Below are 16,941 nucleotides of genomic sequence, written 5' to 3'. Positions count from 1 at the left end.
GGCGCGATTCCTGTGGGAGCGGGCTTGCCCGCGAACACCGGCAAAGCCGGTGCCATCCACCGTGTTGTCTGCTTCGCGGGCAAGCCCGCTCCCACAGAATCTTCGTTAAATCAACGAGTTTTGATTTGTTTCATAGGAGCCAGCTTGCCGGCGATAGGGCCGTAAGGGTCTGCCCGATAGCCGCAAAAAGGCACAGTGCTATCATGGCCCGCCGTACGACAGAAAGGATTCGAGTCGAGCACATGCTGATCAACCGCAACGCCGCTGCAGCCATCACCCAGGGTGTCACGATCAAACGCAGGTTACGCGCAATCTTGCGCTGTGCTGTGCCCGTTTTATTGGCCCTCGCGGCCACCACACAGGTTAGCGCCAATGAGCTGCAAAACTGGCAGGGCACCTACCGCGAAGACCCCGTCAGTGGCGCGCTGAGCTTCGTGGCGAAAGAAGGCGGGCAGCGCATCGAAGTGCCCGGCATCTTCATGCCGGAAGGGCAGAACACCCGCGCGTTGCTGCGTTTCAACGGCCAGCCTGCGCTGGAATACGAGAACAATACCGTCAGTGTGCCCTACCGGGCAGTGGTGACGCTTTATCTCGAAGCGTCGGTGATGAAGGTCGACTGTGTGTACCTCACCACCCGCAGCGGGCGCAACGGCGCCTTTTTGCAAAGGGCGGTGTGCGGGCTGGGGCGGGTACTCGATGAGCACTTCCCCGACTTGGCCAGCGAATACACCGTGCGCTGGTATGCCGAGGTGGACCCTGTCGACCTGCGGCCTGCCGCAAAGCTGCAGCTGTCGTGGGTGACCGAAGCCCGATGGGAGGGCGCCGAGGTGCGGCGCGAATACCTGGGCAGGCCTGAGCTTGAAACCGAACTGCCCCGGCTGACCATCAACTCGGCCAAGGCCCGTTACGGCTTGGTCGGTCGCAATGTGTATATGGTGTATGCAGCCGACAACCTGCAACAGCCGGCCCGGCTGGAAATCGCCGACAAAAATGAGCAGCTGGAATTTCAGCCATACGAACCCGGCTACCTGAGCCGGTTGCTGGACAATGAAAACTTCGAGGTCGCCATGGGGCCCTTCGCCATGGGCGTGCTCGAGGCCAGCCGGCTCTCGGTGTTGCAGACCGGCGATGAGCGCTACCCGGTGGCGCTGATGGTGGACCATAGCGAAGGCACCGGCGGGCAGATGCGCTCGCTGGTGGCCAGTTACAGCAACGAAGGCGGGCCTCCCACGGTCCAGACCCTGTTCTACCACCGCATCAAGGGCGAGCCGCACGTGGTGGTGCTGGTGTCGTGGCAGGTCAACCACGCAGGCATCGGCACTTCAGGTACGTACTATGAAATCCATGCCTACCAGCACGATGGCAACGGCGCCTTGGAAGAAAACCAGGCGGTGCGCCTGGCCCCGGGCTCCAGTGGCCTGGATGGCCGGGGTGACTATGAACCCCGCAGCTTCCCCTACCAGAACGCGGCCCTGATCAAGGGCTACCTGGATACATTCAAGTGAGGCCGGCGCCCCGTTGCTGGGCGCCGTGACCTGGCAGACACATTCGAAAAGGACTTTGCCCAGATGTATTGCATGAAACGCCCCCTTGCCATCGCCCTGGCTGGCGCCGCACTGCTGGCAGCCGGCAGCGCTCTGGCCTGCAACCCCGACGACTTCAGCACCGCCGGCATCAGCGCCTGCATGAACGCCCAATACAAGCAGGCCGACCGCGTGCTGGGCGAGCAGTTCTGGGCGGCCCAGCGTGACCTGCCCGACCAGCGCAGCGACATCAAGGCGGTGCAGCGGGCCTGGCAGTCGTTCCGCGACCAGTATTGCGCGGCGCGGGTGGACAGCGAGGAGGGTGGCCGCGAGGCGCCGCTGGTGCGACTGAGCTGCCTGACCCAGCTGACCTCGGCGCGTATCGGCGAGCTGGTGTACTACCGCACCGGGCTGACCCAGGACGGCTACTACCGTGCAGCGTCGGTCGACCCGCAGGTCAAGGAGCTGTTCGACGAGCGCTTCACCGGCGAGCACCTGAACGGCGAGCGGGTGGAGTACATCGCGCAGAACTGCAAGCTGGCCCAGCGCCTGCACGATGAGGCGCCGGACGATTGCCAGAAGCGCATGGCGTTCCAGGTGACGCTGGACTGAGGTGGCACTGCAGCCTTGCTGCAATCTGTGGGAGCGGGCTTGCCCCGCGATTCGATGGCACCGGCTGCGCCGGTATCGCGGGGCAAGCCCGCTTCCACGCAACCGATAGCCGCCAACACCACCCTTGTGCCCACCCCCACACCCTCGGCACACTGGCGCTCCCTGGCGAAGGAGCACGGCATGCCACTGTCGAAAACGGACTTCACCACGCGCCTGCTGCAGGACGCGCAGATCGGCCCCGGCATGCGCGTGCTCGATGTCGGCTGCGGCAGCGGCGAGGTCAGCGGGTTGCTGGCCCGGCTGGTGGAGCAGGACGGTGCAGTGGTGGGTATCGATCAGGCCGAAGCCGCACTGGCCCTGGCCCGCGAGCGGCCGGTGCCCAAGGGCGCCGCGCACCCCGAGTTCATCGCCTGTGACCTGCATGCGCTGCCTGCCAGCCTGGGCTTGTTCGACGCCATCGTCGGGCGCCGGGTGCTGATGTACCAGCCGGATGCTGTGAAGGCGGTGCGCGCCCTGAGCAAGCTGTTGCTACCGGGCGCGGTGATGGTGTTCCAGGAGCACGACAGCACCCTCACGCCGGCCAGCCTGGTGCCGTTCCCGCTGCACCGCAAGGCCCAGCTGTGGTTGCAGCGCATGCTCGCCCACGAAGGCGCCGACCTGCATATCGGTTTCAACCTGCAGCGCATTTTCAGCGAGGCCGGGCTCGCGGTCGAAGACCTGCGCGCCGAGGCGTTGCTGCAGACCCCCGACATGCCCTATGCACTGGGTGAGATCATCCGCGCTTGCCTGCCGCGGATCATCGCCCACGGTGTGGCGACGGCGCGGCAGGTGGGTATCGATACCTTGCAGGCGCGCCTGGATGCCGAGCGGCGTGAATCGCCGGGTATTTACATCGGCGATATGGCTTTTGGGGTGGTGGCGCGCAAGCGTTGAGCGCCGCGCAAATGGCGCAGGAGGCCTGGATCCCTGTGGGAGCGGGTTCACCCGCGAATGATACGACGCGGTGCATGGCACCGGCTGCGCCGGTGTTCGCGGGTAAACCCGCTCCCACAGAGGTCTCATGACCTTCAGGCTTGCGCCGTACCTGCATGAACCGGCTTGCCGGCGATGGCGTCTGAACAGGCAGCCCATGGCACCGGCTGCGCCGGTGTTCGCGGGCAAGCCCGCTCCCACAGGGACGGCACCAGCTTTTAGAAATTGAGCAAGACAGTTGCTCCCACAGGGATCGCGCGAGCGGTACCTGTAGGAGCCGGCTTGCCGGCGATGAGGCCGGCACAGGCAGCACAAGACCGTGATCTGCGCCGTTATCAGAGGGCAGGCTGGCCCAGCCAGTGCTCGGCAATCCCGCTCCCCAGCGGGTACAACCGCCCCTGCAACGGCGCCGCCCAGTCCACCGCGCGGCTGGCCCAGGGCAGGGTCCAGCCGGGCAGCTCGCGACCCTCAAACCCCGCCACCTGCGCTTTGCCCGCCAGCAGCGGCAAGCTGCCCAGCAGCAGCGCATAGGCCACCAGCAGCTTCAGATACAGGCTCAGCGGCTGCGGTTGCAGCAGGCGCAGCAGGTAGGCCAGGGCGCGGAACAGGTGCACCGCCACGCCGCACAGCACCAGCAACAGGCTCACTGCCGGGGTGACCAGGTCGCGGTAGCTGTCGGCGCCAAGGGTCGACAGGTCGTCGGCGTTGGCCACGCGGCGCTTGATCATCTCCCGCGCATCATGCTGCAGCGCCGGCTGGTAGGCGCTGCTGTCGAAGGCCTGCTCGGTCTGGTAGGCATACAGGGTGATGCCGGCGGGCAGGTCCAGGTCCTGGCGCCACTGCGCCTGGATGGCGTCCACGCCAAGGAACATCGGGCGGTCCATGCCGGGCTCGATCCAGCCGGCGCCGATACGCTGCTGGATCATCTCGGCGTACTGGTTGCGCGCATCGCGGCGCACCTGGCCGGCCACCGCACGGTTGAAGCCCGGGCGGTCGTCGGGGCGCCACATGTCGTTGACCGGCACGTTCATCTGTTCACGCAGTACGTGGCGCACCGATTGCCACTCGCTGGCCGGCAACGTCCAGGGGTTGATGTTGCGCCCGCGCTGGCCGAGCAGGCGCAGGTAGTCGTCCCAGGCCTGGCCCTGACGCTGGATTATCGCCAGGCGGCTGGTGGCACCGAAGTAGAACTGGCTGGCGCGGCGGTACTGGCGGTAGTTGTCTTCCTGGCGGGCGGTGGCCTGGCGGTAGCGCTCGTAATTGCGTGCAAGGCCGCCGCGCTGCTGGTCGGCCAGTTGCTGGTAGAACCCCTGTGGGGTCAGGCCGTCGATGGCCGGCAGCGGTGACAGGTAGGGCAGTTGCAGGGCCAGGCCGGCCAGGCGCAGCTTGCCTTCCGGGGTGGCCAGTTGCGCAGGCGTGGCCCGTTGGCCGTTCATCTGCAGGTCGTGCTCGAGCAGGCGGTTGAGTAGTGCGATGCCATAGGCGGCCTGGGCCTGCTGGGCGGGGCTTGCGCTGTGCACCAGGTTGTCCAGCAGCAGGCGCTGGCTGTGGTAGCCCAGGTACAGGCCGGTGCTGCAGCTGATCAGCCCCCACAGCAAGGTACGCCCGACGCCCCAGCGCAGGCGCATGCCCTTGCGCAGCAGGCAACTGAGCACCAGCAGGGTTACCGCGGTGCCGCCCAGCCACTGGCCGTGTTCGGCCACCTGTTGCAGGCGCGCATGGGGGGCGAGGGTGCCGGGCAGGTCGGCCAGCTGTGCCAGGTAGGCCAGGGCGAACACCAGCCAGGCCAGGGTTGGCAGCAGCATCAGCCGCGCCAGCCACACCCCCTGGGCGCGGGTCAGCGGCAGGCTGCCGCCCCACAGGGCACGGGCCAACCATTGCCAGGGCGAGCTTTGGGCAGAGTGCGCGGCGCCGCGCAGCAGGGCGGCGATCATCGGGCGTTACCCGGCTGGCGGAGGGAACGGGCAGGGCGGGGCGAAGGGGTGTACACGCGCGGCTTTCCTTGTCGAGGCGGTGGAGCGTCCTGTTTGCGGCGGGCATGGTAGCACGTTGATAGTATCGATGCGGACCACAGAGTGGCTGCAGGGGGGTATACTCGCGCCCCCGTTTGACTGTTATCCGAGTATCCCGATGGGTCTTTGCGCTACCGCCACACCCCAGCCGCGCCGCCTTGGCGCGCCGCTGATCGCCCTGGCCCTGCTGTTGGCAGGGGCCTGGTTCCTCAACCTCAACGCAGGTTTCAAGCAGGTGCTGCTGCTTGTGGTCGGCGCCGCCCTGGGCCTGACCCTCTACCACGCCGCGTTTGGCTTTACCTCGGCCTGGCGGGTGTTCATCAACGAGCGCCGCGGCGCCGGGCTGCGCGCGCAGATGGTCATGCTGGCGCTGGCCGTGCTGCTGTTCTTCCCGGCCCTGGCGGCCGGCAACCTGTTCGGCAACCCGGTCAGCGGCCTGGTGGCGCCGGCGGGCGTGTCGGTGGTGTTCGGCGCGTTCATCTTCGGCATCGGCATGCAGCTTGGCGGCGGTTGCGCCTCGGGCACGCTGTTCACCGTGGGCGGCGGCAATGCACGCATGCTGGTGACCTTGCTGTTCTTCATCATCGGTTCGGTCACCGCTACCCAGCATGCCGACTGGTGGTTTGCCCTGCCGTCGTTCCCGGCCACTTCCATCGTGCAGGCCTGGGGCCTGGCCCCGGCGTTGCTGGTGAGCCTGGCGGTGTTCGGGCTGATCGCCGGGGCCACGGTGGTGCTGGAAAAACGCCGCCATGGCGGCCTTGAAGCGCCAGTGAGCAGCGCGCACCAGGGGCTGCGCCGCTTCCTGCGCGGGCCATGGCCGCTGCTGTGGGGCGCCATTGCCCTGGCGCTACTGAACTACGCCACCCTGGCTTTGGCCGGGCGGCCGTGGGGCATTACCTCGGCGTTTGCCCTGTGGGGCGCCAAGACCTTGAACGGCCTGGGCGTGGATGTGGGCAGTTGGGTGTTCTGGCAGGCCCCGGCCAACGCCAAGGCACTGGCTGCGCCGTTGTGGCAGGACATCACCACGGTGATGGACATCGGTATCGTGCTGGGCGCGCTGCTGGCCGCCGGGCTGGCCGGGCGCTTTGCGCCGAGCCTGAAAATCCCGCTGGCGTCGCTGGTCGCGGCGGTGATCGGCGGCCTGCTGCTGGGCTACGGTTCGCGCCTGGCCTATGGCTGCAACATTGGCGCGTACTTCAGCGGCATCGCCTCGGGCAGCGTGCATGGCTGGTTGTGGTTGGTGGCGGCGTATGCCGGCAACCTGATCGGTGTGCGCCTGCGCCCGCTGTTCTTTGCCGGTGAGCGCAAGGCGCCGGCCTTGAGCGGCTGCTGAGGGCCCTATCGCCGGCAAGCCGGCTCCTACATGGGATAGCACCAGCCTGTAGGAGCCGGCTTGCCGGCGATGGCCGTTACGCCTTCTTGCCCTTGGGCAACAACGCCAACGCCACCCCACCCAACACCACCAGCGAGCTCAGGCTCAACCGCCAACTCAAAGGCTCCCCCAGCAGCAACACCCCGCCCAGCGCCGCCAGCACCGGCACGCTCAGTTGCAGTGTCGCGGCCTGCTGCGCGCTCATGTGCCTGACCACCCCGTACCACAGGCTGTAACCGGCACCCGAGGCCAGCACCCCTGAGCCCAAGGCATACAGCACCCCGTCAGCGTGCAGTGGCGGGTGTGTATCGCTGATCATCAGCAATGCCCCCAGCAAAACCGCCCACGGCAGGCAGCGCAAAAAGTTGCCGGCCGTATCGGCCAGTGCATCAGCCGACCCTTTGCCGAGCAACGAATACGCCCCCCAGGCCACCCCCGACAACACCATCAGCAGCGCACTGCCCAGTGCCGGCGCGCCCGCGCCCGGCAGCAGCAGGGCAACCAACCCGGTAAAAGCCAGCAGCATGCCTGCCAACGCGCGCCGGTTCAGCGCCTCGCCGCGCAGCAGGCCCCAGGCGAACATACTCACCTGCACGGCGCCGAACAGGATCAGCGCGCCCATGCCGGCGCCCAGTTGCAGGTAGGCCACCGAGAACAGCCAGGCATAGGCCAGCAGTGCCAGGCTGGCCGCCCAACTGCCCCGTGGCTTACGGCGCCGTGGGCCGATGCTGAGCAGCACCAGCAGAAACAACGCGCCGCTGCCCAGGCGAATGGCGGTGAAGGCATCGGCGTCGATGGCCCCGTCACGCAGGGCCAGGCGGCAGAACAGCGAGTTGGCGGCGAAGGCCAGCAGGCTCAGGGCGGTGGGCAGCAGCAGGGATGGGGCAGGGGCGCTACAGGTTTGGTTGTTGTGCATGGGTTTACCTGTTGGGCCAGAAGGCTTGCCGGGCAAGCCTGTCGTCTGGTGGTCGTGGCTCGAGTGTCGGTATCGCGCGCGGGGCAGGCAACAAAGATTTTCTTGGGCGACGGGATGGTTTTAGTTGATGTGCCGGGTGCACGAATGATCTGCAGCAGGGCTGATTGTTTGATCCTGTGCAGCAACCTAGGCTGGGCATACCTTTGCAACTATTCGAGGAAACGCGCATGGCCAAGCGAATCGTGCTGCAACACAGCGGTGGCACCGAGGTGCTGCAACTGCAGGATGCCCCCGTTCAGCAACCCGGCCCTGGGGAGGTCTGGCTGGAGCAGACGGCTATCGGCGTCAACCCGCTGGACGTGCTGCAGCGCAAGGGCGGTGCCCCGCTGTCGTTGCCCGGCGGGCTGGGGTTGGAGGGCGCCGGGCGGGTGACGGCGGTGGGTGTCGGGGTCAGCAACGTGCAGGTCGGCGACCGGGTGGGCTATGCCACAGGTCCCGTGGGCGGGTATGCCAGCGGCCGGCTGTACCCGGCGCAGCGCCTGGTCAAGCTGCCGGCAGGCGTGAGCGACGAGCAGGCGGCCGCGTTACTGTTCAAGGGCATCACCGCCCAGTATCTGCTGACCAGCACCTACCCGGTCGGCCCCGGCACCCGGGTGCTGATTTACGGCGCAGGCGGCGCGCTGGGGCAGCTCATGGTGCCCTGGGCCAAGCACCTGGGGGCCACCGTCATCGGCGTGGTGTCGCGCAGCCAGAGCGTGGCGCGGGCGCAAGCGGCCGGTTGCGACCATGTGCTGGTGTTCGACGCTGCCACCCTGGCTGGCGAGGTGCGAGAGCTGACCGGCGGGCAGGGCGTCGATGTGGTTTACGACAGCGTCGGCCGGGTATCGCTTGAGGCATCGCTGGACAGCCTGCGGCCCCGTGGGCTGCTGGTGTCGTTCGGCGCCACTTCGGGTGCGCCCGCACCCATCGAAGTAGGCACCCTCAACACCAAGGGCTCGCTGTATGTGACCCGCCCCTCGCTGGCCGCCCATACGCGCACCGACGAGGAGTACCAGGCCCGGGCTGCGGATGTGCTGGCCGCGTTGCAGGCGGGTATCATCCAGGCGCGGATCTGGCGCCGCTACCCGTTGGCCGACGTGGCCCAGGCCCATGAGGACCTGGAGCAAGGCCGCTCGGAGGGCGCGCTGATCCTCACCCCTTGAACCACACGAGCCGCACCATGGACCCCTTCGACAGCCGCCGAGCCGACGAACTCGCCACCTTGCTGGCCCTGCACGAGCAGGGCTCGTTCGCCGCTGCCGGGCGCCAGCTGCAACGCCACCCTTCGGTGCTGTCGCGCCGGCTGGGTGCCCTGGAGCAACGCCTGGGCATCCGCCTGGTGGAGCGCACCACCCGCCAGTTGCGCTTCACCGACGAGGGTGAGCGGCTGGTGGAGCGCCTGCGTCAGGCCAGCCGGCTGATCGACGAGGCCGAGCAGGAGGCCGCCCAAGGCGCTGCGCAGGTGCGTGGCCGCCTGCGCCTGGCGCTGCCGGCGGCCATGGGGCGACGCTGGCTGAGCGGGCTGCTGGCCGACTTCGTGCTGGCCCACCCGCAGGTGACGGTGGAGGCCGAGTACGCCGATCGTTTCGTCGACCTGGTGGGCGAAGGCTTCGATGCCGCCATCCGCATCGGCGAGCTGGCCGACAACCGCCTGGTGGCCAGCAAGCTGTGCGAGCACCTGCGCATCCTTTGCGCTGCGCCCGAATACCTGGCCCGTCACGGCACCCCTGAGCTTCCGGCTGAGCTTGCCAGCCACAACTGCCTGGGCTTCAGCGGGCTGCGCTCGTACCCCGAATGGCGGCTGACCGCGCAGGGCCGTGAGGCCCGCGTCAAGGTCAGCGGCAGCCTGCGCGGCAATGACAACGAGGCGCTGCTGGAGGCGGCGCGGCGAGGGGTGGGGATTTTGGCCGGTGGTGATTGGTTGATGGTCGAGGACATGAAGGCGGGTCGGCTGGTGCGGGTGTTGCCGGACTGGCAACTGGATGTGGCGGCGGGGGTCTACCTGGTGCGGCCATCGGCACGTTTGAACACCGCGGCGATGCGCGCGTTCAAGGGGTGGCTGGAGGGCTGTTTCAGCGGTGGGGCGCCATGGCGGGATCAGGCATAAATCCTTTCAAGGTGATCGCGTAAGGGCTTCCAGGTGCTTGCCGCAACCCTTGCAGCGCCTATGAGATCGAGCGCCGCCCGCGCGGCGCTTCGCGGGTAAACCCGCTCCCACAGTTTGTTTCGGGCCAGTCTCTTCTGTGCCATCACCTGGTCCGCCTTGTTGGTACGACGCGGTTTCAGCGTGGGCGTTGCCGCCGCCTCACATGACTCAAGGCATGTACCAAGGCGGGCACAGGTACCTTCACAGAAGTAATTGGCCCGAAACAAACTGTGGGAGCGGGTTTACCCGCGAAGCGCCGCGCGGGCGGCGCTCGATCTTGTAGGCGCTAAGGAATCTTCGGCGAACACCTGGAAGCCCTGACGCGATCTACTTGAAAAAAGGCTTTAAGTATTAAATATAAACAATTGAAATATAACGCTTTATTTCTTAGCGACGGCATGCTGAGCACACTGCTCATAGTAGGTCTGCTTGATCGCCGTCGGCTTCAGCCGCGAGCGGCTGTTGTAGGTCTGCTCGGTAATGCCGAAGGCGGTCATGCGCATCCAGGGCTTGGCGAACTTGCGGGCCTGCAGCTTCTTGCGCGTGGCGTACAGAGTGACCCCGGAAAGCTTGGCCTGCTGGGCCTCGGCGGCGATCTGCGAGCCCCAGCCGCACACTTGTCGTTCGTTCTGGCTCAGGGCCCGGGCTTGGGCCTGGAGGCTGGCAACGGCCAGCAGGCAGCCGGCTACGCTTGCTAGAAATACCCGCATGTTGCTGTCCTAAGCGTCTGAAGGAGAACGGAGTTTGCCCTCACTTCAAACGCCTGGGGGCCACCACTTTGCCGTCAGACGACGGCCAGGTGCAGCGGACTGCGGCTGGCCGGGCGCCGCGACACCCAGGCCAACGCCGCCAGCCACAACACCGCTACCCCGTAGTTCAGGCGCTGGTACAGGCCGAACAGCTCGCCGCTTTGCGCCGCCCGGGCCATCAGCACCACGGTCACTACCGCCAGTACGCTGCACAGCAGCGACCCCCAGGCCAGGCCTGGCGAGTGTGCCAGGCGTTTGCCCAGGCGTACCCACAGCACGCAGGCCAAGGTCAGCGACAGGAACATCAACAGCCCGCTCAGGTTGTGCAACTGCTGCGACAGCGACGGCGCCGCCGGCGCGCAGCCCTGGTCGCAGGCGAACAGGCCGGTGCCCAGGCTGCCCACACCGTGCAGCAGTACCAGCAGCGCGCTGAGCCTGGCCAGTTTCGATTCGCGCCAGCGCCGCGCCAGGCCCCAGGCGAACAGGGCGAACAACAGGGCCAAGGGGAAGTTGTTCACCCAGGGGGAGAAGCCTTGAGTAGGGGCGCCGGTTGCGCCGAGCTGGCTCATGGCTTGCTGCAGGTGGTCGTAACCGGGGTAGGCCTGGGCGGTCAGCCATACGCCGGCCAGCAGCCAGAGGGGGATCAGCAGGCCGCTGGCGAGCAGCAGGCGGTCGAGTGCTTTCATGCGGAGTACCTTCCTTGGTTGAGCCTGCAGGGGCCGGCTTGCCGGCGATTGGGCGAAAAATCAGGTTTTCAGGCCTGGCCCCATCGCCGGCAAGCCGGCTCCTACAGGGGGTGAGTGTGGTTCAGACAGCCTTGTCCCGGCGCATCTGGGTCACCAGGGTGAAGCGGTCATCCGGGTGCACGGTTTCCGATACTGCCATCAGCTGGCCGTCGTCGTCACGGTAATGGCGCAGGATCTTCAGCCCTGGCGACCCCGGTTCAGCCTTGAGCTCGCGGGCTAGTTCCACCGGCAGCAGCACCGCGCGCACCTGCTGGTCCACCACCGCGATGGCGCGGCCGAAATGCTGTTCGATCAGGCTGGCGATCAGCTGGTCGGGGTGCTCACGGGCCATTTCGATCACTTCGGCGTAGTCGCGCTGGGCGTACACGTCGGTCCAGCACAAGGGGGCGGTGTGGTGCTGACGGTCGACGCGGATGCTCGACACGCAGAAGTAATGCTCCCCCGGCACCAACCCTAGGCGCGCGGCTTCGCCCAGGTCGGCGACGAAATGGCGTACCTGCTGGATTTCCCGCTGCTGGGTCTCGGCCAGGTGTGCGAGGTCAGCCACTGTGGCCAGCGACTGCGAATAGCCACCCCGGGGGCTGGCGGCCTCGACCCGCGTACCGACCCGCTTGCGCCGCGACACCATGCCCTGGTTGAGCAACTGGTTGATCGCCGCGCGCACCGTGTGGCGGCTTACCTCGTACAGGTCGCACAGCTCGAATTCGGTGGGCAGCAGGCTGCCTACCGGGTAGCGGCCGCTGGCGATGGCCTCCATCAGGTCCCTGGCCACCACGGCGTATCGCGCTTCGTTCATACCTTCGGTCAGCCCCGTCAATTTCACCGGTTGACAGTGTATCAGCGGCAGGGCAAGAATTATGTACGGACATAATAAATATGTACGCTCAATAACAACATTTCAGGATCCCAGCCCATGTCCACCACCGTTTTCGATTCCACCCTGTTCCGTGACATGTTCGGCACCGCCGAAATGCGCGCGGTGTTCTCCGACCAGGCGCTGATCGAGCGCTATATCGAGGTCGAGGTGGCGCTGGCCAAGGCCGAGGCGCGCTGCGGGGTGATCCCGGCCGAGGCTGCCGAGCAGATCGCCGCGCTGTCGCGTTATGAGGCGCTGGACCTTGCCCTGATGCAGCACGAGACCGAGATCGTCGGCTACCCGATCCTGCCGCTGGTGGAGCAGTTGTCGAAGCTGTGTGGCGAAGCGGGCCGCTACGTGCACTGGGGCGCCACCACCCAGGACATCATGGACACCGCCGTGGTGCTGCAGGTACGCGCCGCCCTGGCCATCGTCGAGCGTGATGTGCAGACCGTGCGCGGCCTGCTGGCCGAGCTTGCCAAGCGCTACCGCGACACGCCAATGGCCGGCCGTACTCACCTGCAGCACGCGCTGCCGATCACCTTCGGCTACAAGTGCGCGGTTTGGCTGAGCATGTTCGACCGCCACGCCGAGCGCCTGGTCGAGCTGCGCCCGCGAGTGGAAGTGGGGCAGTTCGCCGGTGCCGCCGGCACCCTGGCCTCCCTGGGCGACAAGGGCCTGGAAGTACAGGCCGCGCTGATGGACGAACTGGGCCTGGGCGTACCCCAGGCCACCTGGCACGTGGCCCGCGACGGCCTGGCCGAAACCCTGAACTTCCTCGGCCTGGTCACCGCCTCGCTGGGCAAGGTGGCGTTGGACATCATGATGATGATGACCAGCGAGCTGGGTGAGGCCTACGAGCCTTTCGTCAAAGGCCGTGGCGCCAGCAGTACCATGCCGCAGAAGCGCAACCCGATTTCCTGCGAGCTGATGTACGCCGCTGCCAAGGGCGTACGCCAGCAGGCCGGGCTGATGCTCGATGCGATGATCCAGGACTTCGAGCGCTCCACCGGCCCCTGGCAGGCCGAGTGGATCGCCATCCCCGAAGCCTTTGCCCTGACCGCCGCTTCGCTGGGCCAGGCCTGCTTCATGCTGGCGGGCCTGGACGTGCGCACCGAGCGCATGCGCAAGAACCTCGACATGACCCAGGGCCTGATCGTCGCCGAAGCCGTGATGATGGGCCTGGCCCCGGCACTCGGCCGCCAGGTGGCCCACGACGTGGTCTACGCCGCCTGCCGCATGGCCAACGACCAGGGCATCAGCCTGCTCGAAGCGCTCAAGGCCCAGGGTGAGGCCACCGCCGAGCTTGAGCTGGCAACCCTCGAGCGCCTGTGCGACCCGGCCAACTACCTGGGCCTGGCGCCGCAGATGGTCGACCTGGCCCTGGCCCGCGCAGGCTCGGTCGCCCGCTGATCCACCCGGGGCCTGGCCCTGCCGGGCCCCGGCTTATGCTTTGTCACAAGAACAATGAGAATACAGCCATGTCTTCCACTGCTAAAAAGCCGCTGTACAAGGACCTGACCTTCCAGGTTGTCGCGGCGATGCTGCTCGGTATCGCCTTCGGTTTCCTCGCCCCTGAGCTTGCTGCCAAGTTCAAAGTGCTCGGGGATATCTTTCTCAAGTTGATCAAGACCGCCGTAGCGCCGCTGGTGTTCTTCACCGTGGTGCATGGCATCGCTTCGGCAGGCGACATCAAGCGGGTCGGCAAGGTCGGCTGGCGGGCGCTGGTGTATTTCGAGCTGCTGTCCACCCTGGCCCTGGCGCTGGGCCTGTTGTGGGGCAACTTGATCAGCATCGGTTCGGGCATGCACGGCGCCCACGCCAGCAGCGCTGCCTCTGCAGCAGCCAGTGCTGCGGTCGCCAAGGGCCATGCGCCCACTTCGACCATGGACTTCATCTACAACATCTTCCCCGACAACTTTGTCGGCGCCTTCGCCGGTGGCCAGCTGCTGCAGGTGCTGGTGATCGCGGTGCTGTTCGGCTTTGCCTTGCTGGCACTCAAGCACGAGCGCCGGGCGGTGGTGGAGGATGGCCTCAACCGCGTTTCGGAGTGCTTCTTCGAGTTCATCAACCTGATCATGAAGTTCGCCCCGCTGGGCGCCTTCGGTTCGGTGGCCTACGCGGTGGGCAGCAATGGCTCGGCAGTGCTGATGTCGCTGGCCAACCTGGTGCTGATGTTCTACGTGGCCATCGCGTTCTTCCTGTTCGTGGTGCTGGGGGCGGTGTGCCGGTTGTCGGGCTTCAGCCTGTGGCGCTTTCTCAAGTACATCAAGGACGAGATTTTCATCGTGCTCGGTACCGCCTCGTCGGAGAGCGCGCTGCCGCGCCTGTTGCAGAAGCTGGAGAAACTGGGCTGCTCGAAGCAGAGCGTCGGCCTGGTGCTGCCCACCGGCTACGCCTTCAACCTGGACGGCACCTCCATCTATATGTCGATGTGCGTGCTGTTCATCGCCAATGCCTACGGTGTGCCGCTGGGTTGGGAGCAGCAACTGGGCATTCTGGCGATCATGCTGGTGACCTCCAAGGGCGCCGCTGCGGTGTCTGGCGGAAGCTTCGTGGTGTTCGCCGCCACGGTCACGGCAATCGGTGTGCTGCCGGTGGAGGGCTTGGCCTTGCTGTTCGGGGTGTACCGCTTCATGTCCATGGCCATGGCAGCTTGCAACACCATCGGCAACAGCGTGGCGACGGTGGTGGTGGCCAAGTGGGCCGGGGAGTTTACCGAGCAGACCGCGCGCGAGGAGTATGAGCGGGCGCTGGGGCGCGCACCCGGGGCTGCCTTGTAGGTTTCGCCTTGCAGCCGCCGGCAACGCGGGCCCGTTGCCGGCACTGGGTGATACCGCGATCACTCCGCGACCACAGTACCCTCTGCCTGCTGTCCCCGGCTCACCCACCAGCCAAACCCGGCGGCGGTAAAGAACATGATCAGGCTGTACAGCGCCGCTGGCACTGCCATGGTGGCGTTGTTGAGCAGGGTCGGGCTCAGGGCCAGGGCGATGGCCAGGGTGCCGTTGTGGATGCCGATCTCCATGCCGATGGCGATCGCCTGGCGCCTTGGGATGTTCAGCAGCCGCGGCACCCAGTAGCCCACCCCCAGGCTCAGCAGGTTGAACAGCAGCGCCGCGCCGCCGACGATCGGTGCGTACTCCACCACCGTCTGCCAGTCCTTGGCCAGGGCCAGCACGATAGTGAAGGCCAGGAACAGCGCCGCCACGATCTTCATGGGTTTTTCCATGCGCCCGGCAAAGCCCGGTGCCCAGTGGCGAATCAGCATGCCCAGTGCCACCGGCAGCAGCACGATGGCGAACACCTGCAGCACCTTGGCAAATTGCAGCGGGATGGCCTGGCCGGACTCCATGAACCAGCCCAGTGACAGGTTTACCAGCAGCGGCATGGTGAGGATGGCGATCAGCGAGTTGACCGCCGTCAGGGTGATGTTCAGCGCCACATCGCCATGGGCCAGGTGGCTGAACAGGTTGGCGGTAGTGCCGCCAGGGGAGGCGGCAAGCAGCATCAGGCCCACCGCCAGCGCCGACTCCAGGCCAAAGCCGTTGGCGATAAGGAAGCACACTAGCGGCAGCAGCACGATCTGGCAGGCCAGGCCGATCACTACAGGTTTGGGGTACTTCACCACCCGGGCGAAGTCGGCCAGGGTCAGCGACAGCCCCAGGCCGAGCATGATGATGCCCAGGGCCAGGGGCAGAAAGGCGGTGAGCAGGGGTGAGGCGGTCATGGCGGGTTACTCGGGCAAAGGACCTCGGCCAGTTTAGGTGGCGGTGAAACGATAGCTAATCGCAATGGGCCGGCTTTAGTAACCGTTTGTTACCGCAGCCCGCGCTACAGCGGCCCTGTGACGCGTTGCGGTGGCGCGCCTGGCGCAGTAGCATTCGCGCTTTTGCCGAAGGATTAGCCCGTCATGCCGTTCCAGCAAGGTCTGCTTGCCACCCCGGTGCCGGCCCACGCCCGCCACCTGTTCTTTGCCATCGACTCGCAGGAAAACTTGCCGGGCGTGCTTGACCAGCTGACTGCGCACGTGGACGGCAGCAGCTTGCTGCTGGCCATCGGTTCGCCGCTGGCCACGGCCCTGGGGCGTGAAGTGCCGGGCTTGCGCGCTTTCCCGCAATTGGACGCGGCGGTGGAAAACCCGGCGACCCAGCACGCGCTGTGGCTGTGGTTGCGCGGCGCGGAGCGCGGCGAGCTGTTCCTGCGCGCCCAGGCCTTGCAAGCGCTGCTGGCCCCGGCGCTGCGCCTGGTGGACAGCGTCGATGGCTTTTTGCACCGCGGCGGGCATGACCTGACCGGCTATGAGGACGGCACCGAGAACCCGGTGGACGAGGATGCGGTCGAGGCGGCCATCGTGCCAGGTGACGTGGCTGGCCTGGCGGGGTCCAGTTTTGCTGCGTTCCAGCTGTGGAAGCATGACCTGAACTACTTCAAGTCGCTGCCACAGGTTGAGCAGGACAACATCATCGGGCGGCGCCTGAGCGACAACGAGGAGCTCGAGGATGCGCCGGAGTCGGCGCACGTCAAGCGTACCGCGCAGGAGAGTTTCGAGCCCGAGGCGTTCATGGTACGCCGGTCGGTGGCCTGGGCTGATGAGCGCGGGGCTGGCTTGGCCTTTGTAGCCCTTGGCCATTCGTTCGATGCCTTCGAGGTGCAGTTGCGGCGTATGAGCGGGCTTGAGGATGGGGTGGTTGATGGGCTGTATCGGTTTAGCCGGCCTTTGAGCGGGGGGTTCTACTGGTGTCCGCCTATGGGTGAGGGTGGGGTTGATCTGCGTTTGTTGCTGGGGTGAGGTAGTTGTTAGCTGGCTTTTTAAGTGGTGCGTGCATTCATTAGTTGTATTCACCTCTATGCCCTTGCGGGCATCCCTTTCAAGGTGTTCCGCGTCAGGGCTGGCAGGTGTTCGCCACAACCCTTGCAGCGCCTATCAGATCGAGCGCCGCCCGCGCGGCGCTTCGCGGTGGTTCGGCACCCCGATGAACCCGCTCCCACAGTTTG

Annotated in this window: 15 protein-coding genes; 9 read left to right on the top strand and 6 right to left on the bottom strand. The window is 66.5% G+C overall.

The window, feature by feature from the left end; all coding sequences use genetic code 11:
* Nucleotides 1-326 precede the first annotated feature (326 nt).
* From ACI2KK_RS16555 to ACI2KK_RS16545, 3 genes are all read left to right on the top strand, one after another.
* Complete coding sequence (locus tag ACI2KK_RS16555; RefSeq protein WP_404669685.1) at nt 327-1,505, top strand: hypothetical protein; 1,179 nt, start codon at nt 327-329, stop codon at nt 1,503-1,505.
* Between the two features lie 72 nt (nt 1,506-1,577).
* On the top strand, nt 1,578-2,135 hold the full coding sequence (locus tag ACI2KK_RS16550; protein ID WP_404669684.1) for a lysozyme inhibitor LprI family protein: 558 nt from the start codon (nt 1,578-1,580) through the stop codon (nt 2,133-2,135).
* A 180-nt stretch (nt 2,136-2,315) separates the two neighbouring features.
* Nucleotides 2,316-3,068, top strand: a complete 753-nt coding sequence (locus ACI2KK_RS16545) for a methyltransferase domain-containing protein (RefSeq protein ID WP_404669683.1) — start codon at nt 2,316-2,318, stop codon at nt 3,066-3,068.
* Nucleotides 3,069-3,442: 374 nt separating this feature from the next.
* Here ACI2KK_RS16545 and ACI2KK_RS16540 read toward each other — a convergent pair whose 3' ends face one another.
* Nucleotides 3,443-5,041, bottom strand: a complete 1,599-nt coding sequence (locus ACI2KK_RS16540; RefSeq protein ID WP_404669682.1) for a hypothetical protein — start codon at nt 5,039-5,041, stop codon at nt 3,443-3,445.
* 196 nt (nt 5,042-5,237) lie between these two features.
* Between ACI2KK_RS16540 and ACI2KK_RS16535 the strand changes: the two genes are divergently transcribed.
* Nucleotides 5,238-6,452 carry a YeeE/YedE family protein gene (locus tag ACI2KK_RS16535; protein ID WP_404669681.1) on the top strand — a complete coding sequence of 405 codons (1,215 nt, stop codon included), beginning with the start codon at nt 5,238-5,240 and terminating at the stop codon, nt 6,450-6,452.
* Nucleotides 6,453-6,528: 76 nt separating this feature from the next.
* On the opposite strand, the gene ACI2KK_RS16530 is transcribed toward ACI2KK_RS16535, so the two are convergent.
* Nucleotides 6,529-7,407 carry a DMT family transporter gene (locus ACI2KK_RS16530; RefSeq protein WP_404669680.1) on the bottom strand — a complete coding sequence of 293 codons (879 nt, stop codon included), beginning with the start codon at nt 7,405-7,407 and terminating at the stop codon, nt 6,529-6,531.
* 227 nt (nt 7,408-7,634) lie between these two features.
* On the opposite strand from ACI2KK_RS16530, the gene ACI2KK_RS16525 reads away from it, so the two are divergent.
* Together ACI2KK_RS16525 and ACI2KK_RS16520 are read left to right on the top strand one after the other, a co-directional pair.
* Nucleotides 7,635-8,609, top strand: coding sequence for a quinone oxidoreductase family protein (locus ACI2KK_RS16525; protein WP_404669679.1), 975 nt, complete (start codon nt 7,635-7,637; stop codon nt 8,607-8,609).
* A gap of 17 nt (nt 8,610-8,626) precedes the next feature.
* The gene (locus tag ACI2KK_RS16520; protein WP_404669678.1) at nt 8,627-9,553 is read left to right on the top strand and encodes a LysR family transcriptional regulator; all 927 of its coding nucleotides are present in this window, start codon (nt 8,627-8,629) and stop codon (nt 9,551-9,553) included.
* Nucleotides 9,554-9,972: 419 nt separating this feature from the next.
* On the opposite strand, the gene ACI2KK_RS16515 is transcribed toward ACI2KK_RS16520, so the two are convergent.
* From ACI2KK_RS16515 to ACI2KK_RS16505, 3 genes are all read right to left on the bottom strand, one after another.
* The gene (locus ACI2KK_RS16515) at nt 9,973-10,302 is read right to left on the bottom strand and encodes a hypothetical protein (RefSeq protein WP_404669677.1); all 330 of its coding nucleotides are present in this window, start codon (nt 10,300-10,302) and stop codon (nt 9,973-9,975) included.
* A 74-nt stretch (nt 10,303-10,376) separates the two neighbouring features.
* Nucleotides 10,377-11,027, bottom strand: a complete 651-nt coding sequence (locus ACI2KK_RS16510) for a DUF998 domain-containing protein (protein ID WP_404669676.1) — start codon at nt 11,025-11,027, stop codon at nt 10,377-10,379.
* A gap of 121 nt (nt 11,028-11,148) precedes the next feature.
* Entirely contained in the window at nt 11,149-11,883 is a 735-nt protein-coding gene (locus ACI2KK_RS16505; RefSeq protein ID WP_217885284.1) for a GntR family transcriptional regulator, read from the bottom strand.
* 117 nt (nt 11,884-12,000) lie between these two features.
* Between ACI2KK_RS16505 and ACI2KK_RS16500 the strand changes: the two genes are divergently transcribed.
* Entirely contained in the window at nt 12,001-13,356 is a 1,356-nt protein-coding gene (locus ACI2KK_RS16500; RefSeq protein ID WP_404669675.1) for an adenylosuccinate lyase family protein, read from the top strand.
* 68 nt (nt 13,357-13,424) lie between these two features.
* Nucleotides 13,425-14,726, top strand: a complete 1,302-nt coding sequence (gene dctA / locus ACI2KK_RS16495) for a C4-dicarboxylate transporter DctA (protein ID WP_404669674.1) — start codon at nt 13,425-13,427, stop codon at nt 14,724-14,726.
* Nucleotides 14,727-14,785: 59 nt separating this feature from the next.
* On the opposite strand, the gene ACI2KK_RS16490 is transcribed toward dctA, so the two are convergent.
* Nucleotides 14,786-15,673: a bile acid:sodium symporter family protein gene (locus ACI2KK_RS16490; protein WP_404669673.1), complete on the bottom strand. Its 888-nt coding sequence runs from the start codon at nt 15,671-15,673 to the stop codon at nt 14,786-14,788.
* A 183-nt stretch (nt 15,674-15,856) separates the two neighbouring features.
* Here ACI2KK_RS16490 and ACI2KK_RS16485 point away from each other — a divergent pair, with 183 nt between their 5' ends.
* On the top strand, nt 15,857-16,735 hold the full coding sequence (locus ACI2KK_RS16485; RefSeq protein ID WP_404669672.1) for a Dyp-type peroxidase: 879 nt from the start codon (nt 15,857-15,859) through the stop codon (nt 16,733-16,735).
* Nucleotides 16,736-16,941: the final 206 nt, after the last annotated feature.

Origin of the sequence: Pseudomonas sp. NPDC089406 (genome assembly GCF_044900265.1) — a bacterium.
GTDB classification, from domain to species: domain Bacteria; phylum Pseudomonadota; class Gammaproteobacteria; order Pseudomonadales; family Pseudomonadaceae; genus Aquipseudomonas; species Aquipseudomonas fakonensis.
This window is presented reverse-complemented; position numbering and strand designations above follow the sequence as displayed.